22 protein-coding genes are annotated in these 25385 nt (G+C 64.0%); 15 read left to right on the plus strand and 7 right to left on the minus strand.

Annotation, left to right across the window (positions count from 1 at the left end):
- The first annotated feature begins 209 nt into the window (after positions 1-209).
- Positions 210-359, plus strand: coding sequence for a hypothetical protein (locus tag ASF58_RS27250; RefSeq protein ID WP_244477369.1), 150 nt, complete (start codon positions 210-212; stop codon positions 357-359).
- A 34-nt stretch (positions 360-393) separates the two neighbouring features.
- On the opposite strand, the gene ASF58_RS16670 is transcribed toward ASF58_RS27250, so the two are convergent.
- From ASF58_RS16670 to ASF58_RS16695, 6 genes are all read right to left on the minus strand, one after another.
- The gene (locus ASF58_RS16670; RefSeq protein ID WP_055954860.1) at positions 394-684 is read right to left on the minus strand and encodes a formate dehydrogenase subunit delta; all 291 of its coding nucleotides are present in this window, start codon (positions 682-684) and stop codon (positions 394-396) included.
- Between the two features lie 41 nt (positions 685-725).
- Entirely contained in the window at positions 726-1568 is an 843-nt protein-coding gene (gene fdhD, locus ASF58_RS16675; protein ID WP_244477370.1) for a formate dehydrogenase accessory sulfurtransferase FdhD, read from the minus strand.
- Positions 1569-1581: 13 nt separating this feature from the next.
- A complete protein-coding gene (gene fdhF, locus ASF58_RS16680; protein ID WP_055954866.1) occupies positions 1582-4443 on the minus strand; it encodes a formate dehydrogenase subunit alpha in 2862 nt (953 codons plus the stop codon).
- Between the two features lie 13 nt (positions 4444-4456).
- Entirely contained in the window at positions 4457-6016 is a 1560-nt protein-coding gene (locus ASF58_RS16685) for a formate dehydrogenase beta subunit (protein WP_055954869.1), read from the minus strand.
- The gene (locus ASF58_RS16690; protein ID WP_055954872.1) at positions 6013-6486 is read right to left on the minus strand and encodes a formate dehydrogenase subunit gamma; all 474 of its coding nucleotides are present in this window, start codon (positions 6484-6486) and stop codon (positions 6013-6015) included. Before ASF58_RS16690 ends, ASF58_RS16685 begins: the two co-directional genes overlap by 4 nt.
- A 167-nt stretch (positions 6487-6653) precedes the next feature.
- A complete protein-coding gene (locus tag ASF58_RS16695; protein ID WP_055955441.1) occupies positions 6654-7562 on the minus strand; it encodes a LysR family transcriptional regulator in 909 nt (302 codons plus the stop codon).
- A 313-nt stretch (positions 7563-7875) separates the two neighbouring features.
- Between ASF58_RS16695 and coxB the strand changes: the two genes are divergently transcribed.
- From coxB to ASF58_RS16765, 14 genes are all read left to right on the plus strand, one after another.
- A complete protein-coding gene (gene coxB, locus ASF58_RS16700) occupies positions 7876-8715 on the plus strand; it encodes a cytochrome c oxidase subunit II (protein WP_055954876.1) in 840 nt (279 codons plus the stop codon).
- Positions 8716-8804: 89 nt separating this feature from the next.
- Positions 8805-10436 (plus strand): cytochrome c oxidase subunit I, encoded by a 1632-nt coding sequence (gene ctaD / locus ASF58_RS16705; protein WP_055954879.1) that lies wholly within the window; start codon positions 8805-8807, stop codon positions 10434-10436.
- A gap of 177 nt (positions 10437-10613) precedes the next feature.
- Positions 10614-11564 (plus strand): heme o synthase, encoded by a 951-nt coding sequence (locus ASF58_RS16710; protein WP_055954882.1) that lies wholly within the window; start codon positions 10614-10616, stop codon positions 11562-11564.
- Between the two features lie 35 nt (positions 11565-11599).
- On the plus strand, positions 11600-11734 hold the full coding sequence (locus tag ASF58_RS27530) for a hypothetical protein (protein WP_280137551.1): 135 nt from the start codon (positions 11600-11602) through the stop codon (positions 11732-11734).
- Between the two features lie 27 nt (positions 11735-11761).
- On the plus strand, positions 11762-12373 hold the full coding sequence (locus ASF58_RS16720; protein ID WP_055954887.1) for a cytochrome c oxidase assembly protein: 612 nt from the start codon (positions 11762-11764) through the stop codon (positions 12371-12373).
- A gap of 137 nt (positions 12374-12510) precedes the next feature.
- Complete coding sequence (locus ASF58_RS16725; RefSeq protein ID WP_055954890.1) at positions 12511-13368, plus strand: cytochrome c oxidase subunit 3; 858 nt, start codon at positions 12511-12513, stop codon at positions 13366-13368.
- A gap of 134 nt (positions 13369-13502) precedes the next feature.
- The gene (locus tag ASF58_RS16730) at positions 13503-13871 is read left to right on the plus strand and encodes a DUF983 domain-containing protein (RefSeq protein WP_055954894.1); all 369 of its coding nucleotides are present in this window, start codon (positions 13503-13505) and stop codon (positions 13869-13871) included.
- 2 nt (positions 13872-13873) lie between these two features.
- Positions 13874-14638: an SURF1 family protein gene (locus tag ASF58_RS16735; RefSeq protein ID WP_055954899.1), complete on the plus strand. Its 765-nt coding sequence runs from the start codon at positions 13874-13876 to the stop codon at positions 14636-14638.
- Between the two features lie 83 nt (positions 14639-14721).
- Positions 14722-15138, plus strand: coding sequence for a DUF4864 domain-containing protein (locus ASF58_RS16740; protein ID WP_055954902.1), 417 nt, complete (start codon positions 14722-14724; stop codon positions 15136-15138).
- Between the two features lie 66 nt (positions 15139-15204).
- Complete coding sequence (thrC, locus tag ASF58_RS16745) at positions 15205-16617, plus strand: threonine synthase (protein WP_055954905.1); 1413 nt, start codon at positions 15205-15207, stop codon at positions 16615-16617.
- A 6-nt stretch (positions 16618-16623) separates the two neighbouring features.
- The gene (locus tag ASF58_RS16750) at positions 16624-17919 is read left to right on the plus strand and encodes a pitrilysin family protein (RefSeq protein ID WP_055954908.1); all 1296 of its coding nucleotides are present in this window, start codon (positions 16624-16626) and stop codon (positions 17917-17919) included.
- Between the two features lie 208 nt (positions 17920-18127).
- On the plus strand, positions 18128-21013 hold the full coding sequence (locus tag ASF58_RS16755) for an EAL domain-containing protein (RefSeq protein WP_055954910.1): 2886 nt from the start codon (positions 18128-18130) through the stop codon (positions 21011-21013).
- A 130-nt stretch (positions 21014-21143) separates the two neighbouring features.
- A complete protein-coding gene (locus ASF58_RS16760; protein ID WP_055954913.1) occupies positions 21144-21497 on the plus strand; it encodes a hypothetical protein in 354 nt (117 codons plus the stop codon).
- Positions 21498-21564: 67 nt separating this feature from the next.
- Positions 21565-22509 (plus strand): ferredoxin--NAD(+) reductase, encoded by a 945-nt coding sequence (locus ASF58_RS16765; RefSeq protein ID WP_055954915.1) that lies wholly within the window; start codon positions 21565-21567, stop codon positions 22507-22509.
- Between the two features lie 131 nt (positions 22510-22640).
- Here ASF58_RS16765 and ASF58_RS16770 read toward each other — a convergent pair whose 3' ends face one another.
- Positions 22641-25094 (minus strand): glycogen/starch/alpha-glucan phosphorylase, encoded by a 2454-nt coding sequence (locus ASF58_RS16770; protein ID WP_244477378.1) that lies wholly within the window; start codon positions 25092-25094, stop codon positions 22641-22643.
- Positions 25095-25385 lie beyond the last annotated feature (291 nt).

Consider the following 25385-nt stretch of genomic DNA (forward strand, 5'->3'; position numbering starts at 1 on the left):
ATGCCCACGGGTCAGAGGCAAAGCCGAAGTCCGACATACGCCGGAAAACCGTTCACCTCGCCCCGGCGGGAAAGGCGGCTCCGCCGGCGGTCGCTCCCGGAGTGCAGAAGCTGTCCGATGTGCCCCCCACTTCACCAAAGGCTGAGGCTGGTCCCTCTGGCATAACCGCAGCGGTTACTCCTCCGAAGACCGAGACACCAACCGCCGCCATGACGCCGGCGTCGGTGCAGCCGCCCCCGGCGGAGAAGCCGGTGGCGCAGGACTGGAAGGATGTGCCGGCCGATGCCAAGCGATCGGTTCGTGTGATCGGTGGAGCGACGATCGTGCCCGGCACCACGAAGGAGACCGAAAAGGACTGAAGTCCAGGTGCTCGCTTCCGGAATTGCGATCAGATCAGCCAGCGTCGCTGGCGCCGGCACCCTGCAGATGCGGGTCGCGAGTCGCGGCACGAACGGGGCTATCGGCAGCCGGCGTGTCCTGCAGGGCCCGCAGCGCAAGCGGATCGAGTCCACTATCCGCATTGGGGCCATAGCCCTCAAGAGCTCTGCGCATTTTCGGCGTCCAGAACGCCACGATGTGCTTGTGGATCCCGGCCACAGCTTCCTCGTCTGGATAGGATCGGAAGAAAGTGGCGATCTGATTGGCCATGCGGACCAGCTTCTCGTCGGACGTCAGGGCGCTCATGAGTACGAAAACTCTGTCGAGGGAACGGGAGTCGTGTGACGCTAGGGCTGCGCGGGCAAGTCGAGGCGTTCACTGCCTGTGAAGACCGTCAGGGTGTCTGAGCGAGCGATGGCACAGAGCGTCATGCCATGCAGGCGCGCTCGGTCGATCGCCAGCGAAGTCGGGGCGGAGATTGCGACGAGTACCGTCGCGCCAAGGCTTGCCGCCTTCTCGACCATCTCGAAGGAGCAGCGGCTGGTGATAACGACGAAGCCACCCGCGGGATCGGTGTGACGTCGGATCAGTGCGCCGATCAGCTTGTCGAGGCCGTTGTGGCGCCCGACATCTTCACGCAATGCCACCAAGTTACCGTCGAGATCGGCCCAAGCCGCAGCATGGACCGCCCGCGTCTCGGCGTTGAGCACTTGCGCGTCGCCCATGGCCATCAGCGCCCTCTGGATTGCCGCGACGGTAACCCGGCCCGCGCCATGCAGGGGCGCGTCGGCCCTCGGTAGCGACCCGAGATCGTCGATTCCGCAGACGCCGCAGCCGGTGCGCCCCGACATGGCGCGCTTGCGCGCGAGGTGTTCCCGCAACCGTCCCGGTACCAAATCGACGAGAAGGCGCATTCCGCCCTCCGCCGCGTCAACCTCGACGTGAACCGAGCGGATCTCATCGGCGGCCGCGATGATTCCCTCCGTCAAGCTGAACCCGTAGGCAAAGTCTACGAGGTCCGCCGGCGTCGTCATCATCACGGCGTAAGGCACCGTTCCGTAGACCAAATTGACCGGCATCTCGACAGCCAGCGGCCGGGTCCCGCTGCGGGGCTCCGGATCGTCGTAAGCGACGACCAGGGTCGGGACGCGCCGGGCGGTCTCGACCGCCACATCCCCTTCGTTCGCCATCAGGCTGGTCTGGTCACTCGGCCGCATTCAGCTGGGTCGCAATCCGGGTCAACGAAAAATCCTCCTCGAAAAACCGCGCCTGCCAGTCGGAGGGACGATTCGTCCGCCGAACCTGCACCGCCGTGACCTTGTACTCGGGGCAGTTGGTTGCCCAGTCCGAGTAGTCGGTGGTGATCACGTTGGCCCCGGTCTTGGCGTGGTGGAAGGTGGTATACACCACGCCGGGCTGCATGCGCTCGGACACGATCGCCTTCAATGCGATATCGCCGGAGCGACTTTCGAGCGCAACGAGGTCCCCGTCGACGATACCGCGTACTTCCGCATCGAAGGGGTGGATCTCCAGCACGTCTTCCTCGTGCCAGCGCGAGTTCTCCGTTCGACGAGTCTGTGCGCCGACATTGTACTGCGAAAGGATGCGGCCGGTGGTGAGGATAAGCGGGAAGCGCGGGCCGGTGCGCTCCTCTGTAGGCACGTACTCGGTGATCATGAACTTGCCGAGCCCGCGCACGAAGCGGTCCACGTGCATCATCGGCGTGCCGGTCGGGGCAGCCTCGTTGCAGGGCCACTGGATCGAACCGAGCTCGTCGAGCTTGGCGAAGCTGACGCCGGAGAAACTCGGCGTCAGGGACGCAATCTCATCCATAATTTCGCTGGGGTGGCTGTAGCTCATCGGATAGCCGAGAGCGTTGGAGAGCAGCATGGTGCCCTCCCAGTCCCCGACGCCGGAGAGCGGCGGCATCACCTTGCGCACGCGGGAGATGCGGCGCTCGGCGTTTGTGAAGGTGCCGTCCTTTTCCAGGAACGAGACGCCCGGCAGGAAGACGTGGGCATATTTGGCCGTCTCGTTGAGGAAGATGTCCTGAATGACGATGCATTCCATCGCCATCAGGCCAGCGGTGACGTGATGCGTGTCGGGATCCGACTGGGCGATGTCCTCACCTTGAATGTACATGCCCTTGAAGGCGCCATCGACGGCCTCGTCGAGCATGTTGGTGATGCGCAGACCCGGGTGCTGGTCGAGCGACACCCCCCATAGGGCCTCGAAGGTCTCACGGGTGGCATCGTCCGAGACGTGGCGATAACCCGGCAGTTCGTGCGGGAACGAGCCCATGTCGCAGGAGCCCTGCACGTTGTTCTGGCCGCGCAGTGGATTCACGCCGGCGCCGAGCATGCCGATGTTGCCCGTGGCCATGGCGATGTTCGCCATGCCCATCACCATGGTCGAGCCCTGACTGTGTTCGGTGACGCCGAGGCCGTAGTAGATACCGGCGGCTCCGCCCTTCGCATAGAGGCGGGCGGCGGCACGCAGTTCGACCGGGTCGATGCCCGTATACGCCGCCTGCGCCTCCGGCGAATGGCGTGCGTCAGCAACGAAGCGGGCCCAGGCTTCGAAGTCGCCGAGGTCGCAGCGTTCGCGAACATAAGCCTCGTCGACCAGGCCTTCCGTGACGATGACATGCGCCATCGAATTGATGAAGGCGACGTTCGAACCGGGCTTGAGTGGCAAGTGAAAGTCCGCCTTGATGTGGGGCGACTTCACGAGATCGATCTTACGCGGATCGGCGACGATCAGCTTGGCCCCTTCGCGCAGCCGCTTTTTCATCCGGGATGCGAAGACGGGATGACCGTCGGTCGGATTCGCACCGATGACCAGGATCACGTCGGAATGCGCCACGGAGGCGAAGTCCTGCGTTCCGGCCGAAGTGCCGAGTGTCGACATCAGCCCATAGCCGGTAGGGGAATGGCAGACGCGGGCGCAGGTATCGACGTTGTTGTTGCCGAAGGCGGCGCGTACGAGCTTCTGGACGAGGTAGGCCTCCTCGTTGGTGCAGCGGGATGAGGTGATACCGCCGACCGAGTCCTTTCCGTACTTCGCCTGTATGCGCTTGAACTCGGAGGCGGCGCGATCGATCGCCTCGTCCCAGGTCACCTCGCGCCATGGATCGGTGATCTTCTCACGGATCATCGGCTTGGTAATTCGGTCCTTGTGCGTGGCGTAGCCGTAGGCGAACCGGCCCTTCACGCAGGAGTGTCCCTCGTTCGCCTTACCGCCCTTGTACGGCACCATGCGGACGATGCGGGTGCCTTGCATCTCGGCCTTGAAAGAGCAGCCAACGCCGCAATAGGCGCAGGTGGTGATCTCGGAATGGTCCGGCTGGCCGTGCTCGATGATCGACTTCTCCTGCAGGGTCGCGGTCGGGCAAGCCTGAACGCAGGCGCCGCACGACACGCACTCGGAGTTGAAGAAGTCGGTCGGTCCGGCTGCCACGCGACTGTCGAAGCCGCGACCGGAGATGGTGAGGGCGAACGTGCCCTGCGTCTCCTCGCAGGCGCGAACGCAGCGATTGCAGACGATGCACTTCGACGGATCGTAGGTGAAGTACGGGTTCGACGCATCCTTGGGTAGGTACTGCTCGGAGGTCGGCTTCACGTGGTTGGCCCCGTCATAGCCATAGCGCACATCGCGGAGACCCACAGCACCCGCCATGTCCTGCAACTCACAGTCGCCGTTGGCGGCGCAGGTCAGGCAATCGAGGGGGTGGTCGGAGATGTAGAGCTCCATCACGCCCTTGCGGAGCTTCGCGAGCTTATCGGTCTGGGTCGAGACCACCATGCCGTTCTCGGCCGGCGTGGTGCAGGAGGCGGGCGTGCCGCGCCGTCCCTCGATCTCCACGAGGCAGAGGCGGCAAGAGCCGAAGGCCTCGAGGGAATCGGTGGCGCAGAGCTTGGGGATCTGCGTGCCCGCATGCATCGCGGCCGCCATTACCGACGTGCCCGCTGGCACTGTCACGCTCATGCCGTCGATCGTCAGCGTCACGGTCTGGTCCGAGATGCGGATCGGGGTGCCGTAATCGATCTCTTTGATGAGGGCCATGGATCGCGCCTCCTTACTCAGCCGCGACGGACATCGGCCCGCGCTGCTGGAAATCCTCAGGAAAATGGGTGATCGCACTCATGACGGGCATCGGCGTCAGGCCGCCCATGGCGCAGAGAGAACCGTCGGTCATCACCTCGCAGAGGTCGGCGACGACGGCGAGGTTCTCGCTCGGCCGTATGCCGGCGATGACCTTGTCCATGGTCTCGACGCCGCGGGTCGCGCCGATGCGGCAGGGCGTGCACTTGCCGCAGGATTCCACCGCGCAGAACTCGAACGCGAACCGCGCCTGCTTTGCCATGTCGACAGTGTCGTCGAAGACAACGATCCCGCCGTGGCCGACGAGGCCCTTGTTGGCCGCCATCGCTTCGTAATCGAGAGGCGTATCGAGGAGGTGGTCCGGGAAGTACGCACCGAGGGGTCCCCCCACTTGAACCGCACGGATGGGACGACCACTTCGTGTGCCGCCACCGAAATCCTCGATGATCTCGCGCAACGTGATGCCGAAGGCGTACTCGATCAGGCCGCCGTGCTTGACGTTGCCGGCCAGCTGGATCGCGAGGGTCCCGAGCGATCGGCCCATGCCGTACTCGGCATAAGCCTCCGCGCCGTGTTGCAGGATGTAGGGTACCGCCGTGAAGGTCATCACGTTGTTCACGAGCGTCGGCTGGCCGAGGAAGCCCTTCAGCGCTGGGATCGGCGGCTTGGCACGTACGATGCCGCGGCGGCCCTCCAGACTCTCCAGAAGGGACGTCTCCTCACCACAGATGTAGGCACCGGCCCCGAGGCGAACCTCCAGATGGAAGGCCTTGCCGGAGTTCATCACGTTATCGCCGAGGAGCCCGGCCTTGATACCGTTCGCGATCGCTTCCTTGAGGGTCGAGAACGCCTGCGGATACTCCGAGCGCAGGTAGATGTAGCCACGCGTAGCACCGGTCGCGAAGCCCGCGATGGTCATGCCCTCGATGAGATTGAAGGGGTCGCCCTCCATCATCATGCGATCGGCAAAGGTGCCGGAATCGCCCTCGTCGGCGTTGCAGACCACGTATTTCTGCTCAGCCTGGGCGAGCATCACAGTGTTCCACTTGATCCCGGCGGGGAAGCCTGCGCCACCCCGGCCGCGAAGGCCGGACTCGCGCACTTCCGCGACGATGCCGGCAGCGTCGAGCTTAAGGGCGGCTTCCAGGCCCCGGTAGCCGCCATGCGCCCGGTAATCCTCCACCGAGACCGGATCCACCACGCCGCAGCGCTGGAAGGTGAGCCGATGCTGACGCGCCAGATAGGGGATTTCCTCCGGCCGCCCGAGCCGGAGAGGGTGCAAACCACCCTCGACGAGGCCCGCATCAAGCAGACTGTCGATATCGGCTGGCGTCACCGGCCCGTAAGCGATACGGCCCTCCGCCGTCGCGACCTCGATCATCGGCTCAAGCCATAGGAGGCCTCGGGAGCCAGTGCGAACGATGGTGACATCGAGGCCGCGGCGCTCGGCGCCGGCGAACAGCGCGCGGGCGACGCGGTTGGCACCGAGCCCCAGCGCCACGGCGTCGCGCGGAACGGTGATCGTGATGCTCACGACTTCATCTCCGTCAGGGTGGCTTCGAGGGAATCGGCGGTGAGCCGGGCCAAAGGCTCGTCGTTCACCAGGGCTCCGGGCCCATTGGCGCAGAGACCGAGGCAGTAGACGGGCTCCACCGTGACCTGACCGTCGGCCGTGGTTCCGTGCCAGTCGACCCCAAGACGTGACAGGATCTGGGCATGCAGAGCGTCCGAGCCCATGGCTTGGCACGCTTCGGCCCGACAGAGCTTAACTTGGTGGCGCCCGGCCGGTGCGCGACGAAAGTCGTGATAGAAGGTGATGCAGCCAAGCACCTCCGCGCGCGACAGGTTCAGTGCGTCGGCGATAAGCGGCACCGCGCCTTCATCGACGTAACCGAAGGTCCCCTGCAACGCATGGAGGATCGGAAGTGCCGCCCCTTCGAGGTGGACGTGTTCGGCGATGATCCCGGCGGCACGCGGCTCGCTCCAGGGCTCGTTCGGCACCATTGTTCCTACCCGGACTGAGATTGTTCGCATTCCAGGGTGGTATATCGCCAACCCACGATCAATCGCGCTGATCCGTGAAGCGACAACGGTTTTTTGTCAGCGAACGATGTTGCGACGCGAAAAGCGACGGTAAACAGGGGCCGATTCAATGCGTTCTCGAGGGCTTTTTACAAGGCGTCGATCATTTCAGTGATCGACGCGGCAACGTTCCGCGCCTCGACGATCAGCGCAGCACAAAGGGGCGTCATCGGTTCGCGTTCCGGCACCACGAGGCCGACAACGTGGCTGAGATCCGGATCGACGATTGGCACGGCTCTCACGCGGTCACTCAAACGGAAGGTGTCGGCGAGTACCGCCGGCATGATGCTCGCCCATTTGGCGGTACGAACGTGAGTCAGCAGAACAATCATCGAGTTGGACTCGAGCAGCGGGGCGACCGCCGTTCCTGCATTCAGCAGTTGCCGATCGATGATCCGCCGGTTCTGCATATCAGGGGTCAGCAGACACAGAGGCAGGCTCGCGACCTCATCCCATGTGACTGTTTCCCGTTCGCCGAACACCCCGTCGATCGCGGTCAGGAGGCGATAGCGCTCTCGATAGAGTGAGACAGCTGTCAGCCGACCGAGGGGCTCATTCTCAAGATACGTGATCCCGGCGTCGATCTCGAGATCGGCGATCAGGCGCCCAATTTCTCCAGAGGTGGTGGAGTGGACAGAAAAGCGGACGTTCGGGTGGCGCGCTCGAAACGGCGTCGTGAGCGCGGCGACGATCGGGGTCGCAGTCGGGATTGCCGCGAGGCGCAACGTTCCCGCGAGCCCGCGCCTTAGACTCGCAACTTCCTCGCGCATCGCCCTCGCATCACCAACGATGCGCCGAGCCCACTCAAGGACGCGCTCACCCTCCGGAGTGAATCCCTGAAAACGCGAACCCCGTTGCACGAGAAGCACACCGAGCCGTTCTTCCAACTGCTTCACGCCGGCCGAGAGGGTCTGCTGCGAGACATTACAGACCTGGGCTGCCCTGCCGAAGTGATGCTCACGCGCGAGAGCGAGGATAAATTCGAGTCGATCGATCACGGACGGCCCCTTCGCAAGCCTTGGAGCCAGGCTACGCCTCCTCATCTGGGATGAAGAATTCCCAGGGACGCGTCGCCTATCCTGCGACATTTCGATAGACCGTCAACGGCCTGAGTCGAGACCTTCAACCCGCATGATGCGACGCTGTTGCGGTTGCGCGCTTCACGCCCTTGTGGTCTGACACGCCAATCGGCCAGACGTGGGTCATTCCCTCGAAAGGCCCGCGATCCGCGAAATGCACTTGCGATTTAGAACAAACCCAGCAAGACGCGCGGCATCGACGATCACAATCACGGGGAGCCACGAGAGGCACATGCGGACGACGCAGGCGCAACACCGGTCATCATGGGGGCTTGCCGCGCTCGGCGCGTTCCTCGTTTCTTCCTCATCCGCGCTCGCGGCCGGCATCGGCCAGCCCGTTCCGTGGCAGATGGATCGCCAGGTCGCGGTCACCGAGAACGCCCGGGACATTCATTCGTTCGAACACGGCATGCACTGGCTGTCGTTCGGTATCTCGCTGTTCGTGCTCGGCTTGATTCTCTATTGCGTCTTCCGGTTCAGCGAGAAGGCGAACCCGACGCCTTCGAAGACCACGCACAACACCATGATCGAAGTGGCCTGGACCATCGTCCCGGTGCTGATCCTGGTCGCCGTCGCGATCCCGTCGTTCCGCCTCCTGCGCACGCAGCTCTCCGACCCCAAGGCCGACGTCTTGGTGAAGGTCATCGGTCACGCGTGGTACTGGTCCTACGAGTACCCGGCTGTGGAGAACGGCGGCGGCTTCACCTTCGATGCCAACCTCGACGAGGACAAGCAGCCGAAGCTGTTGGGTACCGACAACGACATGGTCGTGCCGGTGAATAAGATCGTTAAGATTCAGGTCACTGCCGCCGACGTCATGCACTCCTGGGCGATGCCGTCCTTCGGATTCAAAATCGACGCCGTTCCGGGCCGCCTGAACCAGTTCTGGTTCAAGGCGGAACGCGAAGGCACCTACCATGGCCAGTGCTCCGAGCTTTGCGGCGCGCGTCACGCCTACATGCCGATCACGGTTCAGGTCGTGAGCGAAGAGGCTTACGCCAAGTGGCTGGCCGAAGGTAAGACCAAGTTCGCCCGCATCGACGACCCGTCGAAGTTCGCCGACGCCCGCTAAGGGCGCGGATTTCGGACCCGGGCCCTTGAGCGGCGCCCGGCTCCACCCATCGAGATGATCACGAGAAACCTGGACTAAGGTCTGCATCCATGGCGAACGCCGCTGCACATACGGGGCACCACGACGCCCACGACCACCACATGCCGTCCTTCTTCTCCCGCTGGTTCCTGTCGACGAACCACAAGGATATCGGCACTCTCTACCTATTGTTCGCATTCTGCGCGGGCATCATGGGCGCGTTCCTCTCCTTCGGTATCCGCATGGAGATGGAAGAGCCCGGGCTCCAGTATTTCGCCAATCCCGGCACTTACAACGTGTTCGTGACCGGCCACGGTCTCATCATGGTGTTCTTCATGGTGATGCCTGCCTTGATCGGCGGCTTTGGCAACTGGTTCGTGCCCCTCATGATCGGCGCGCCCGACATGGCGTTCCCGCGCATGAACAACGTCTCGTTCTGGCTGACGGTCGCGGGCTTCCTGAGCCTCGTCTGCTCGCTCTTCGTCGAGGGCGCTCCTGGCTCCTCAGGTGCTGGTACCGGCTGGACCGTGTACCCGCCCCTGTCGAGCGCCGGCCACCCGGGTCCGGCGGTCGATTTCGCGATCTTTGCCCTCCACCTCTCCGGCGCCGGCTCGATCCTGGGTGCGATCAACTTCATCACCACCATCCTGAACATGCGCGCGCCGGGCATGACCCTGCATAAGATGCCGTTGTTCGCCTGGTCGATGCTGGTAACCGCTTTCCTCCTGCTGCTGTCGCTTCCGGTGCTCGCCGGCGCGATCACGATGCTTCTCACCGATCGTAACTTCGGCACGACGTTCTTCGACCCGGCCGGCGGTGGTGATCCGGTCCTCTACCAGCACCTGTTCTGGTTCTTCGGCCACCCCGAAGTGTACATCATGATCCTGCCGGCCTTCGGCATCGTCTCGCACATCATCTCGACCTTCTCGCGCAAGCCGGTCTTCGGCTACCTCGCCATGGCCTACGCCATGGTCGCGATCGGCGTCGTCGGCTTCGTCGTGTGGGCGCACCACATGTACACGGTCGGCCTGTCCCTCCAGACGCAGTCCTACTTCGTCTTCGCAACGATGGTCATCGCCGTGCCCACCGGCGTGAAGATCTTCTCGTGGATCGCGACGATGTGGGGTGGTTCGATCCGCTTCACCGCTGCCATGCACTGGGCGGTCGGCTTCATCTTCCTGTTCACGGTCGGCGGCGTCACCGGCGTCGTCCTCGCAAACTCGGCGGTCGATAAGTACCTTCACGACACCTACTACGTCGTGGCGCACTTCCACTACGTCCTGTCGCTCGGTGCAGTGTTCATCATCTTCGCCGGTGTCTACTACTGGTTCCCGAAGATGACCGGTCACATCATCCCCGAGTGGGCCGGCAAGCTGCACTTCTGGCTCGCCTTCATCGGCGCGAACGTCCTGTTCTTCCCGATGCACTTCCTCGGCTTGGCCGGCATGCCGCGCCGCTACGCCGACTACCCGGAAGCCTTCGCCGGCTGGCACAAGGTTTCTACCTGGGGCGGACACATCTTCGCCCTCGGCATGGTGGTGTTCTTCATCGGTGTCGTTCTGGCCTTCCGTTCGAGCAAGCGCGCCGCCGACAATCCGTGGGGTGAGGGTGCGACCACCCTGGAGTGGACCCTGTCCTCTCCGCCGCCCTTCCACCAGTTCGAGACCCTGCCCCGGATCGTCGAAGAGCCGGGTCACCACTGAACACGTTACCAGCTTCGAGGATTGCGAGGACCGCGCGAGCGGTCCTCGCTCTTTCCCGGAGGCCCCGGTCAAGCTTCGGGAGTTCGCTCCTCGAGTGTGCTGAGGTCTCCCGCAAAGGGCGGCGCCACGCGGCGCGATCTGAAGCCCCACCAAACACGAAAACCGTATCGGGACCCCATGACGAGCGTGTCGAACAGCCTATCCGCTGCCGCCGAGCCGCAAGTTCTGTCGCCGGTTGGCGGCGAGGTGTCGGATTTCTTCGCCCTGCTGAAGCCGCGGGTGATGATCCTTGTCATCTTCACCGCGCTCGTCGGCATGGTGGTCTCGAACGTCCATATCCAGCCGGTGGTCGGCTCCATCTCACTGCTGATGATCGCTGTCGGCGCAGGCGCCTCGGGCTGCCTGAACATGTGGTGGGACGCGGACATCGACGCGGTGATGACCCGGACCGCAAAGCGTCCAATCCCGGATGGGCGCATCCGACCTGATGAAGCGTTGGCATTCGGCATCGTGCTGTCGGTCGGCTCGGTGCTCGTCCTCGGTCTCGCTTCCAACTGGGTGGCGGCCGGGCTCCTAGCCTTCACCATCGTGTTCTACGCCGTGGTCTATTCGATGTGGCTGAAGCGCGCGACGCCGCAGAACATCGTCATCGGAGGCGCTGCCGGCGCCCTCCCCCCGATGGTCGGTCAGGCGGCCGTCACCGGCACCATCGGCGTCGAGTCGCTGGTCCTCTTCATGATTATCTTCATCTGGACGCCGCCGCATTTCTGGGCTCTGGCCCTCATCAAGTCCGCCGACTACGCCAAGGCGGGCATCCCCATGATGCCGAACGTCGCCGGCCCTGATTCGACGCGTCGTCAAATCATCGGCTACTCGATGCTGCTTTTCCCCCTCGGCCTCGCGCCTGTCGCCCTCGGTTTCGGCGGATGGCTCTACGCGATCACCGCGCTGCTGGGCGGTCTCGGGATGCTGGCTTTCAGCGTCCACGTCTTCCGCAATCGCGAGGGCGAGCCGGAGCGCAAGGCCGCCATGGGCATGTTCGGGTTTTCGATCCTGCACCTCTTCCTGATGTTCGCGGCCCTGCTCGCGGAGCAGAGCCTCGGCCTCTTCCGCGCGGTGAGCCTGTGAGCGATCGCCCTGGCCTTCCCGGAACGCCTCGCCCGTTGACGCCCGAGGAATCGCAGCGTCGGCGCAAGCGCTCCATCGCTATCGCGACCGTCCTGTTCGCGCTGGTGACCATCTTCTACGTGCTGACGATCGCGAAGCTTGGGCCGCAGGTCCTCAACCGTCCGATCTGATTGCGCCGGACAACGGAGACGTTTCTGATGGTCGATCCCAGACATGCGCCGCGTGGCGTTGGCCGCGAGGCCGGCGTGACTGCCTTCGCCTGTGCAGGCCTCGCCTTCGGGATGATCGGGCTCGCGTTCGCGTCGGTGCCGCTCTACGACATGTTTTGCAAGGCGACCGGCTATGACGGCACGCCGCGTACAGGTCTTGCTCCGACCGTTGCGGCGATCGATGACAGCATGGTGGTTCACTTCGACACGAACGTGTCGTCGAGCTTGCCCTGGCGCTTCCAGGCCGAGTCGCCGAAGGTCGAAGCCCGACTCGGCGAGACCAAGACCGTCTTTTTCCGCGTGAAGAACACCGGCAGCACGCCTTCTACAGGCATCGCCACTTTCAACGTGCAGCCGGGTCTCATGGGAAGCTTTTTCGTCAAGGTGCAGTGTTTCTGCTTCAACGAGCAAACCCTGCAGCCGGGTGAGACGATGGATTTTCCCGTGGTGTTCTACATTGACCCTGAGGTCCGCAAGGACTCGAATACCGCGCATCTGTCTGAGATGACGCTCTCCTACACGTATTTCGCCTCGAAGAACGGTCAGCCCACGGCCGCGCTTGTGACATCGGGCGGCACGGGGACGAAGTCAAATTTTTGATGGCACAAGCGTGACAACAGCGCACGACCCTGGGTAAGGGTTTGCCACAACAGTCCGGGGCAACCCGGTCGGGAAGACGCAATCAGTGGATCGAGGGCCGGCAACGGTCCGGAGGTCGGGGGTAGGAGAAGAGTTCAATGGCCGAGGCGCACGCCAAAAATCACGACTTCCATATTCTGGCCCCCAGTCCCTGGCCGCTGATCGGTGCCTTCTCGGGTTTCCTGATGGCCTTCGGCGCCGTGTTCTGGATGAAGAGCCTTCAGATCGGCACGCTCACCCCTGGCCCCTACATCTTCGGTGCCGGCCTCCTCGGCGTACTCTACACCATGTTCGCTTGGTGGAAGGACGTCGTGCACGAGGCCAACGCGGGCGACCACACCCGCGTCGTTCAGCTGCACCACCGTTACGGCATGATCATGTTCATCGCCTCCGAGGTGATGTTCTTCGTTGCTTGGTTCTGGGCTTATTTCGAAGCCGCGCTCTATGCCGCCGATCCGATCCAGGCCTCGCGCGTCGACTTCACGGGGGGTACCTGGCCGCCGAAGGGTATCGAGGCGTTCGACCCGTGGCACCTGCCGCTGCTCAACACTCTGATCCTTCTCACCTCCGGTACGACGATCACTTGGGCGCACCACGCCCTGCTAAACGATGACCGGAAGGGCCTGAAGTACGGCCTCTGGCTGACGATCATCCTCGGCGTCCTGTTCTCCGCCTGCCAGGCCTACGAGTACGCGCACGCCCATTTCGGTTTCTCGGGCAGCATCTACTCGTCGACCTTCTTCATGGCGACAGGCTTCCACGGCTTTCACGTCATCATTGGGACGATCTTCCTCGCGATTTGTCTCTACCGCGCCTATCTCGGTCAGTTCACCACCCGCCAGCATCTCGGCTTCGAGTTCGCCGCCTGGTACTGGCACTTCGTTGATGTAGTCTGGCTGTTCCTGTTCGCGTCGATCTATGTCTGGGGTGCGGGGGTCGGTCACGCAGCTCACTGAGCCCGGCTTGGTCCGTAGGGCAGTGTTGAAGAGGGCGGCGTGAGCCGCCCTTTTTCATGGTCGCGCCTGCCGCGCACATAGTCCATGCCCATATGAAGTGGCACGGCGCAGCGCCGTACGAGGAGTGATCGATCTTGGACCCATCGCGGCCGAAGCCTTCCCCCATATCCGCCGGCCTGCGCGGCCGTTGTCCCCGTTGCGGCGAGGGGCACATGTTCGACGGCTTCCTCACGTTCCGCCCATCCTGCGAGGTCTGCGGTCTCGACTACGGCAGTTTTAATTCGGGAGACGGGCCGGCCTTCTTCGTGATGTCGATCGTAGGCATCGTAGTCGTGGGGCTCGCGCTCTGGATGGAGGTTACCTATGAGCCGCCGATCTGGGTGCATGCCCTGGTGGCGGGCACTCTGTCGATCGGACTCAGTCTTCTGCTGGTGCGGCCACTCAAGGGTGTCCTCGCGGCGCTGCAATTTACCAATAAGGCCGAGCAGGGGCGCTTCCGCTAATCATGGCTCCGACACTTCGTCCCGGCGCCTGGCGCAGTATCCTGGCGCCCGGCCTCGTCTCACTGATCTGCCTCGCGATCCTCCTCGGTCTTGGAGTCTGGCAGCTTGAGCGCAAGGGAGAGAAGGAAGCCCTGATTTCCCGCATCCTGGCGCGATCGAAGGTTGAGCCGCCAGCCGCGCTTCCCCCGACGCAGAGCTGGGATCAAGCCCGGGACGAGTTTCGACGTGTCCGTGTCACGGGGCGGTTTCGGCACGAAGCCGAGACGCTGGTCCACGGACTCGCCGCGGGCGAGGTGCCAGGACGGGCGCTACAGGGCTACTACGTCCTGACACCCTTTCTCCTTGAGAATGGTGGCTCCATCCTGATCAATCGCGGCTTCGTGCCCACCGAGTTGAAGGCGCCCGCGAATCGCGCGGCCGGCCAGGTCGACGGCATCACCACCGTGACTGGGATACTTCGCGGATCAGAGCCACGGACGATGTTCGTGCCGGCGCCGGATCCGGTGCGGAATGAATGGTTCAACCGCGACATCGCTGGGATCAGCGCTTCCCGCAGTCTCACTGACCCTCGACCCTACCTCGTCGAGGCAGATGCCACGCCAAATCCCGGCGGCTGGCCGAAGGGTGGTCAGCTTCGGGTCGATCTTCCGAATAACCATTTGCAATACGCTTTCACGTGGTTTGGAATTGCAGCCTGCCTCGTCGGCGTGTTCGGTGTCTTCGCATGGCGTCGACTTCACGACGAGTTGCCACCCGCGCAATCGTGACGCATGCGGCCGAATACTTGCTTCAGCTGCGCCGGTGATCCCGCTAGCCTCCGGGTGAACGGTCACGATACGGAGTGGGCCCCATGCGCACCGTCCTGCTGTTTTTCACTCTGATGTTCATGCCTTCGGCCGCTATTGCGGTGGATGCCGCCGCGCGGGATGCGGCAAAGGCCACGGTGGAACGCCAGATCGACGCCTTCCGTCGAGACGATGCGGCCACCGCTTATGCTCAGGCCGCCCCCGCGATCCAGGGGCTGTTTCCCTCACCCGAAACCTTCATCGCGATGGTCAAACAGGGATACGGCGCCGTCTACCGAAACCGGCGATACAGTGTGGATCGCATCGAGGATGCCGGTGACGAAGGCATGGCCCTCGGTGTCACCTTGCAGGACGAGGACGGGGCCGACTGGGCTGCTCTCTACAGCTTGGAGAAACAGTCGGACGGCGCCTGGCGGATCACGGGATGCCGTCTGGTTAAGGCGCCCGGTAGCAAAGCCTGACCCGGCCCGAGACTTTCGACACGCCCGCCGACATCGTGTAGACGGGGCGCCTTCCCGGAGGCCCCCTTGCTTCACGTCTCGACCCGCGGCGCCGCGGCGCCCCTCAACTTTTCCGATGCCCTTCTCGCCGGCCTCGCCCGCGACGGCGGCCTCTACGTGCCCGAAAGCTGGCCGCAGATCGCCAAACCGACGATCGCCGCACTGGCAGGCCTGCGCTATGCCGATGCGGCCAAGACCGTGTTGCGCCCCCTCATCGACGGGGAGATCGCCGATGCGGACCTCGATCGGATGATCGAGGAGGCCTACGCGACCTTCCGGCACCCGGCCGTCTGCCCCCTCACCCAGCTCGACGACAACCTGTTTCTGCTGGAGCTCTTCCACGGCCCGACGCTCGCGTTCAAGGACGTCGCGATGCAGCTGCTCGGGCGCCTGATGGACCATGTCCTGCGTGCCCGCGGTGCACGGGCCACCATCGTCGGCGCCACATCGGGCGATACCGGCAGCGCCGCGGTCGAGGCGTTCCGCGGCCTCGATCAGGTCGATATCTTCATCCTGTTCCCGGAAGGGCGCGTGTCCGAGGTCCAGCGTCGTCAGATGACATCGGTCGGGGCACACAATGTCCACGCTATCGCCATCGACGGCAATTTCGACGACTGCCAGAACATCGTCAAAGCCCTGTTCCAACACGCGGATTTTGCCGACGACGTTCGGCTGTCGGGCGTCAATTCGATCAATTGGGCCCGAGTCGCCGCACAAGCGGTCTACTACTTCACCTCGGCCGTGGCCCTGGGCGCTCCTCACCGTCCGATCTCCTTCGCGGTCCCGACCGGGAATTTCGGGGACATCCTGGCCGGCTGGGTCGCCAAGCGCATGGGACTGCCGATCGAGCGCCTCATGATCGGCACCAATGCCAACGACATTTTGGCTCGCACCCTCGAGCACGGCGCGTACGAGGTCCGCGGGGTGCAACCGACCACCTCGCCCTCGATGGATATTCAGATCTCCTCGAACTTCGAGCGTTTGCTGTTCGAAGCCTTGGGACGCGATTCCACGAGCCTCGCGCGGCTCATGGCCGGGCTAAAGCAGTCAGGCGGCTTCCATCTCGATCCGTCCGTCCTCGAGACGGTGCGCGGCGAGTTCGATGCCTCTGCCGTCTCCGAGCCCGAGGTCATGGCTGAGATCGCCCGCACCCATGCGGAGACTGGACACGTCATCGATCCACACAGCGCCATCGGCATCCATGCAGCGCGCAAGCTCCTGCGTCAGGACTCACACACGCCGGTTGTGGCGCTGGCCACAGCTCACGCTGCCAAGTTCCCCGACGCCGTCGCCAAGGCGATCGGCGGGCGGCGGCCTGAACTTCCGCCGCACCTCGCCGACCTGATGGATCGCAAGGAGACCTTTTCGCGCGTTGCCAACGATCAGGCGGCAGTCGAAACCTTCATCCGCGAGCGCGCCCGCATCACCAAGGGAGCGTAACTGCTCATGAACCAACATTTCGCCACCCACGGCGCCTCGCCCGATCTCAAGATCACCAAGCTCGACAACGGGGTCACCGTGGTCACCGAGGCGATGCCGGGCGTGGCGACGGCGACGCTTGGCGTCTGGGTCGGAGCCGGCTCGCGCCACGAACGCGCCGACGAGGGCGGTCTGAGCCACCTCATCGAGCATATGGCCTTCAAGGGTACGAAGACCCGGTCCGCCCGCCGCATTGCCGAGGACATCGAGAATGTCGGCGGCGACATCAATGCCGCAACGAGTGCCGAGGGAACGAGCTACACCGCGCGGGTGCTTGGTGAAGATGCGGGCGTCGCCCTCGACGTGATCGGAGACATCCTCACCAATTCGGTCTTCGATGCCGGCGAACTTGCGCGTGAGAAGAGCGTGATCCTGCAGGAATACGCGGCGATCGAGGATACCCCCGACGACGTCGTCTACGAGGCGTTCACCGAGGCGGCTTTTCCGAACCAGCCAATGGGGCGGCCAATCATTGGCACGCCCGAGACGATCAACAGCTTCGACCGAGCAGCGATCGAGGCCTACATCGCGCGGGAATATACCCCCGACCGCATCGTCCTGGCGGCGGCGGGCGCCATCGGCCATGACCAGATCGTTGAATCGGCTTCGCGCTATTTCGGTGATCTAAAGCCGACGCAGCCGCCGGAAGCAGTCCCGGGGATCTATGGTGGTGGCGAGAAGCGGCTGCCGAAGAAGCTCGAGCAGGCCAACGTCGTGCTCGGCCTGCCAGGCCTGTCGTTTCGCGACGACGATTACTACGCGCTTCACATCTTCGCACAGGTGCTCGGTGGCGGCCTGACCTCGCGGCTGTGGCACGAGGTGCGCGAAACACGAGGCCTGGCTTACGAGATCCAATCCTTTCATTGGGCGTTCTATGATTGTGGTCTGTTCGGAATTGGCGCCGGCACATCCGGGGGTGACCTCGCCGAACTGATGGACGTGACGCTGGACGCAACGATCCGTGCCGCGGCGGATGCCGACACGATCGAAGTCGCTCGGGCGAAGGCCCAGCTGAAGGTCGCGCTGCTCTCCGCCTTGGAGACCCCTGGTGGCCGAATCGAACGCAACGCCCGACAGATCCTGGCCTGGGGCCGGGTTATTCCAGCGAGCGAGGTCATCGCGAAGGTCGACGCGGTCACCGTCGACGACGTCCGCCAAGCTGGCCGACGCCTGCTGAAGGGCGCCCCAACCCTCGCCGCCATCGGCCCGATCAAGAAGCTTCCGACGCTCGACCGCATCACAGCGGCGTTGAAGGCGGCGTGAGCTTGGCCTTTGCGGCTTGTTTTGGCCGCAAAGGCGGGCGATCGAACCTCGTCGGCGCCACGGTTCACAACCGGTGAACGCCGTCGCGCAAGGCAACCGTTTGCCTTGCTCGTCGAGGCCCCCACCGATACGACTGGATGCACAGCTGAGCCGTCTCCCGTCGCCTGTTTCCATCGATCATGCCTCGCCCGGCCGGAACACTCGCCCGTTGCGTAGATTCGCCCTCGTCCTAGCCGCCCTCGCTGCGGCACTGCTCAGTGCCCTGATCGTCGGAGGACCGGCGCAGGCCGTCGAGGCGGTCCGCGTCACGCTCGACGCGCCCGTCATTGATCTCACACCGATGATCGAGCGCTATCGCTCCGATGGCGACCTGATTCAGATCTCCACCGCTCCGGGCAAGGACGGGATCGTCCGCCGCATCGTGGTCAAGGCCCGCGAGACCGGCGCCCGCCCTGACTGGATGGTGTTCGCCCTCACCAACGATACCGACGAGCAGGTGGACCGGGTCCTCGTCGCCCCACATTTTCGCCTGGTGGGTTCGGGTGTTGTCTGGCCCGATCTTGGAGGCTCGCGCATCGCCGCCATCACGGCGAGCCAGGGCATTCGGCCCGAGCGCGACGAGAACCCGGAAGCCGATCAGTTCGTCATCACCCTCGATCCCGGCGCGACGGTAACCTACGTGGCCGAGCTCCGAGGCCCGAACATCCCACAAGTGTACCTCTGGGATCAGGAAGCTTATCGCAAGAAGGCCAACGGCCTGACCCTGTACAAGGGCATTATTATCGGCATTGCGGGTCTCCTCGCCCTCTTCCTGACGATCATCTTCGTCGTGAAGGGTGCGATCATTTTTCCTGCCGCCGCGTCCCTGGCTTGGGCCGTGCTGGCCTACGCGTCGATCGATTTCGGCTTCCTGCAGCGCGTGTTTCCCATCACCGAGGTTGCCGAGCGTGTCTATCGCGCCTCGACGGAGGCGGTTCTCGGCGCGACGCTGCTGGTCTTCCTGTTCGCCTATCTGAATCTCAGCCGGTGGCACGTCCGCTACAGCCACGTGGCGATCATCTGGCTTCTGTTCCTGGCGTGCTTGGTGGGCCTCGCGGTCTTCGATCCGCCTGTGGCGGCGGGTGTCGCCCGCATTTCCATTGCGGCGGTGGCAGGGGTCGGCCTGCTGCTGATCGTCTATCTCGCGGCGCACAACGGTTATGACCGCGCCATCCTGCTGGTGCCTACTTGGTGCCTGCTTCTCGTCTGGGTGGTGGCTGCAGGGTTCGCGATCACGGGGCAGATCAGCAGCGACCTGGTACAACCGGCCCTCATCGGCGGCCTCGTGCTGATCGTCATGCTGATCGGCTTCACCGTGATGCAGCATGCGTTCGCGGGCGGTGGCCTGACCCATGCTCTTGTCTCCGACACCGAGCGTCGCGCATTGGCCCTTACCGGCGCAGGGGACGTGGTGTTCGACTGGGACGTACCGGGTGACCGTGTCTTTGCCGGTCAGGAAATCGAGGGACAGCTTGGTCTGAAACGCGGCGCCCTCGAAGGCCCTGCGGCCAACTGGCTGAGCTTGGTCCATCCGTTCGACGTCGAGCGCTACTCGGCGGCCCTCGACACAGTCATCGAGGAACGCCGTGGCCGCATCGTGCACGATTTCCGCCTGCGCTCCACGGCCGGCCCGTACTATTGGTATCGCCTCAAGGCACGGCCCGTGATTGGTTCGGACGGAGAGGTGATCCGGGTCGTCGGCACGATCAGCGATGTCACCGAGGTGAAGACGGCCGAGGAGCGGCTTCTCCACGATGCGGTGCATGACAGCCTCACGGGTCTGCCGAACCGCGAACTCTTCTATGATCGCCTCGATGCGGCGCTGGCTTTCGCCAGCCAGGATGCCCGGTTACGGCCGACGACGATCGTCCTCGACATCGATCGGTTCAAGGCCATTAACGACGCCATCGGTCTGTCGGCCGGTGACTCGATCCTTCTGACGCTGTCGCGTCGACTCGGACGCCTCCTCCGCCCACAGGATACCCTGGCCCGTGTCGCGGGCGATGAGTTCGCCCTGATCCTGATCTCCGAGCGCGAGCCGGACCGCATCCTTGCGTTCGCGGAGATGATCCGAAAAGCGATTGCGACACCAATCACCTATGCGGATCGCGAAATCTTCCTGACGGTCTCTGTCGGTCTCGCCCTCTACGAGGGTGGTGCGAACCTGAAGCGGGAAGAGGTGTTCAAGAACGCCGAGATGGCGATGATCCAAGCCAAGCGCGGCGGCGGGGATCGCACCGAAGTGTTCCGCGCCACCATGCGTAACGAGCGCAGCGATCGCTTGATGCTGGAAGCCGATCTGCGCCGGGCGCTGGATCGCAACGAGATGAAGGTGCTGTTCCAGCCGATCGTCCGGCTGGAGGACCGCACCGTCGCGGGTTTCGAGACGCTCCTGCGCTGGGACCATCCGAAGCTCGGCCGCATTGGTCCCGCGACCTTCCTGCCGATCGCGGAAGAAAGCGGCTTCATCGTCAATCTTGGTATCTTCGCCTTGGAGCGAACCGCTCTCGAGCTGGCAGCTTGGCAGCGTTCCCTCGATGTGGAACCGCCGATCTTCGCCTCCGTCAACGTCTCCTCACGACAGCTCCTCCGCCACGACCTCTTGCATGACGTGAAAACGATCCTCGCCCGCTCAGGAGTCATCCCTGGCTCTTTGAAGCTGGAGATGACCGAGAGCCTGGTGATGGAGAATCCTGAATACGCAGCGCAGATGCTTCACCGCATTCACGACCTTGGAGCCGGCCTGTCCCTGGATGATTTCGGCACTGGCTACTCGGCCCTCTCCTATCTGCAGCGCTTCCCCTTCGACACGATCAAGATCGACCAATCCTTCGTACGCCAGATCGCGACGGGCCAGACCGCCATCCTGCGATCGATCGTCAAGATGGCACAGGAACTCGGCTTGTCGATCATTGCGGAAGGCGCCGAGTCGGAAGTCGACACACAGATCCTATTCGAACTGGGCTGTGAATATGCGCAAGGTTTCGCCTTCGGTGAACCGATGTCGATGCTTCAAGCTCGGCAGTTGCTCGGTGCGGCGCCCGAAGCTGCTTGAGTGAGATCAGGCGGATGCGTGCAAACCATCGCATCCAGTTAAACCTCCCTTAACCATGATCTGGCATCCTCAGCTTTGAGTTGATGGAAGGGCGGCAAAGCGCAACGCGCTGGCTGAGGGAGATGGGGTCATGGCGCAGGCTGCGTTGCGGATCGTGGACGACGAGATCGACACCGGTCTGGTCCGACGCTTGATGGCGCGTCCGCTTCGCGCGGCGCCGGACGTCGCGGTGGTTCCTGAGGTTCCGGCTGCCGCATCCATCGCAGTTGCGACGTCCGGTACGGCCGCGGCAGGTGAGGTGTCGCGGCTCAAGGCCGAGGTTGCGGTCATGAAAGCCGTACTGGGGGCTGAACGTCGCGAGGTCGACCGGCTCCGCGCCTGCATCAGCCGGATCGATGGCGCCGAACCACTGTCGCCTGAGGCTCAGGCGGTCCGCGACCGTTGGGCCGCCCTGGTCGACCATCTGCTCCACGAACCGCGCTGAGGCGAGGCGTCGCTGAGCGACGCCTCCGCGACGCACCCACTCCATTCCCCACACCTGAAGGACGACCATGAGCGCCCGCTGCTCGCTCGTCGTCAACGGCAAGTCCGTGCGCGTTTCCACCGGTGACACCCCGCTGGAAGCCGCTCTTGCCGATGGGATGATCGCTGCCACGCCTGGAGCCGGTGGCCAGGGCGCTGGCCCTGCCCCACGCCGGGCTCAGAGCCGCGCCCATCGTGGTGAGGCCATCAAGCTTTCGCTGCCTCGCGCAGCTGCCATTGAGCCACCCTCTCGCCTGGTGCTACCGAGTCGACCGACCGCCGTGCAGAAGCGGACCGGCACGGTCACCGAGATCACCCCCCTTGGTCCGCACACCTTCCAAGTCGTGGTGACGATCACCCGCCGGCTTGCCCTGGAGCCAGGTCACGGGCTCGACGTCACATTCGAAAATTTCGCGCCCGTCACCCTGAGCCCGACCCTGCGCGTCGACGGATCGGCGGAACTCAACGAGTTGGTGTTCCACCTGCGCCAGGACCGCGACGGCTTCGGTCTCGGCCACGAATTGGTGGAAGCTCTCGCGTGCGATCACCCGGTGAAGGTGAAAGGGCCCGTCGGTCGCGGCTTCTACCGTGCAGGGGGCGGACGCCTGGTTCTTGTTGCTTCCGAGACCGGCTTTGCACCGATCTGGTCCATTGCCCATGCAGCGCGCTACATCGAACCGGCCCGTGAAATCATCCTGGTGGTCGGGGCGCGCAATCCACTCGACCTTTACATGCGACCGGCGCTCGATTGGTTGCGCGCGACCGGCGTCACCAAAATCGTCACCGTCTCCGACCGCACTCGCCAACGTCCGCCAGAAGTTCGCCCGGGGCCCCTCACAGCACACCTGCCATCGCTGCGTAGCACAGACGTGGTTCACGTCGCGGGGGATGCCTCGACCGTCGGAGCCGTGGAGGTCCTCGCCGCCACCACCGGGGCCCGGTGCCATCCGATCCTGATCGACGCCGGGATCTAGCTCGGCCCCGACCCCGCTGAGGCGATCAAAGGAAATGAGCCGCATTCCGCCGGGGATGCGGCTCAGTCATTTCTAGATTGCAGCCGCGACCTGCCCGGCCCCCATCTCAGGAGCCGGGCGCGCTGGGCAGATCAGCTAAGCCGAACCCGCCAAATGTCCTCTGCATATTCCCGCATGGAGCGGTCGGATGAGAACCACGCCATCCGAGCGGTGTTGAGGATGGCCGTACGCCACCAAGCCTTCGGATCGTTCCAGGCCTGATCGACCGAGCGCTGAACGCGCCAGTAATCGTCGAAATCGACGGTGAGGAGATAACGATCGTTGTGGCGCAGGTCATCGACGATCGGTCCGAAGCGGCCTGGCTCCTCGGGCGAAAAGCCTCCAGCCTCGATGAGGTCGAGGGCGGCCTTCAGGCGGGGTGAAGCGGCGATAGCCGCCTCAGCGTAGTTCGACTCGACCATCCGAGCCTGCACCCCGGCCGCATCGAGGCCGAAGATGAAGATGTTGTCCGCGCCCACATGGTCACGGATCTCGATGTTGGCGCCATCGAGGGTGCCGATCGTCACCGCGCCGTTGAGGGCGAGCTTCATGTTGCCGGTACCGGAGGCCTCCATGCCGGCCGTAGAGATCTGCTCGGAGAGGTCGGCCGCGGGGATGATCGCCTCCGCCAAGCTCACTGAGTAGTTCGGCAGGAAGACCACCTTCAGGCGGCCCGCCACGTCCGGGTCGGCGTTCACCACTTTGGCGACGTCGCAGGCGAGCTTGATGATGAGCTTGGCCTGGACGTAGCTCGGTGCCGCCTTCCCGGCAAAGATCTTCACGCGCGGCGTCCAGTCGGCCGTCGGGTCAGCCTTGATCGCCTGATACAGGGCAACGGTCTCGATCACGTTGAGGAGCTGGCGCTTGTACTCGTGGATGCGCTTGATCTGTACGTCGAAGAGGGCCGACGGATCGATCGCGACACCAGTGCGATCGGCCACCACCTGCGCGAGAGCCGCCTTCCGCGCACGGCGCATCGCCGCGTAGCGGGATTGGAAGTTCGCATCGGATGCGACATCGGCCAAGCCGGTGAGCAGTTCGGGCGTATCGAGCACCTCAGGCCCGACTGCCTCGACAACGAGGGCTGTGAGTTCCGGATTGGCGTTGTGGAGCCAGCGCCGGAAGGTGATCCCATTCGTCTTGTTGACGATCTTGTCCGTGTCGAGGGCGTGGAGTTCCTTGAACACCGTCGAGCGCATCAGATCGGTATGCAGCGCAGACACGCCGTTCACGCGGCGGGCTCCCAAGAATGCAAGATGGCCCATGCGGACCCGCTTGCCATGGGTTTCGTCGATGAGCGACACGGCAGCGAGCTTCTCGGCAGAACCACGGCCCTGCTTGCCCTGCTCTTCAAGGTGCATCCAGTTGATCAGGTAGATGATCTGCATATGCCGCGGCAGCACGCGCTCCATCAACTCGACCGGCCAAGTCTCCAGCGCCTCGGGAAGCAACGTGTGGTTCGTATAGCCGAGAGTGTGCGTCGTGACGTGCCAGGCATCCTCCCAGTTGAAGCCATGATCCTCGAGGAGGAGGCGCATCAACTCCGGCACCGCAATGGCGGGATGCGTATCATTGAGCTGGATTGCGGCGTGATCGGGCAGCGAACGCAAATCGCCGCGCTCGGCTGCATGCCGGCGCACCAGATCCTGCAGCGAGGCGGAGGTGAAGAAGTACTCCTGCCTCAGGCGCAGTTCCTGGCCCTCGGCGGACGAGTCGCTCGGATAAAGCACGCGAGAGATTGCTTCAGCGCGAGCCCGCGCTGAAACGGCACCCACATGGTCTCCGCCATTGAACTGAGCCAGCTCGACAGGCACGTGGGCTTCGGCCTTCCAGAGACGCAACGTATTCACATGGCGTCCGCGCCACCCAACGACCGGCACGTCATGTGCCACCGCCCGTACCGTTTCGGCCGGATGCCAATGGCGACGGATCACGCCTTCGGAGACCGACGACATGGTGACGTGGCCACCGAAACCGATCGTGTAGGTCGCCTCAGGCCGCGGAAATTCCCAAGGATTACCCTCGGCGAGCCAGGTCTCCGGGGCTTCCTTCTGCCATCCGTCCGCCAGGGATTGCCGGAAGAGCCCGTGATCGTAGCGAATCCCGTATCCGATAGCGGGGATCGACAGACTGGCCATGCTTTCCATGAAGCAGGCGGCGAGACGTCCGAGGCCGCCGTTCCCCAACGCGGCATCCGGCTCCGCCGCCTCCACGTTGCCCAGTTCCACGCCGAGTTCGCGCAGGGCCGTCCGGGTGGTCTCGACGAGGCCGAGATTGTTCATGGCATCGGAGAGAAGACGACCGATGAGGAATTCCAGGGATAGGTAATAGACCCGCTTGTTGGGAATCGACCCATCCGCATCGTGGCAAGCATCGACGACCCGGTCACGCAGGGCGAGGGCGGTCGCGGCGAACCAGTCACGCTCACGTGCAGTCCGGGGCGTCTTTCCGATGGCATAGACCAGCTTGGCCAGGATGGCCTCCCGCAGGTCCGCTACAGCATCGCCGGACGGCTTCTGCAGCGGTCGGGTGCGTTCTCGCAACATTGGCGAGGGCCCTCGTAGAGTCATCTCCGAAGCCTCCATCGATGTGGTGACGTCGGAATTGTCTCGTCCGATGAGTTTGTCGTTCAGCACGTCTTAGTCCCCCCTTCTCGGCCGTCAGACTTGGAAGCCGCCGCCAGGATGACAACCCTGGGGCTATCATGCTCTCGGGCATTCCAGTTCTGCGTTCGGCTCGGTCCCCTTCGTTTCGTCTCGCCAACCGGTGCAGCATGGGCCGTACCGAGCTCGCGATCTTTCTCTAGTCTGATGTTCGATCCTCGTCCCGGAGCCCCA

It is taken from the genome of Methylobacterium sp. Leaf125, from assembly GCF_001423085.1.
Taxonomy (GTDB): domain Bacteria; phylum Pseudomonadota; class Alphaproteobacteria; order Rhizobiales; family Beijerinckiaceae; genus Methylobacterium.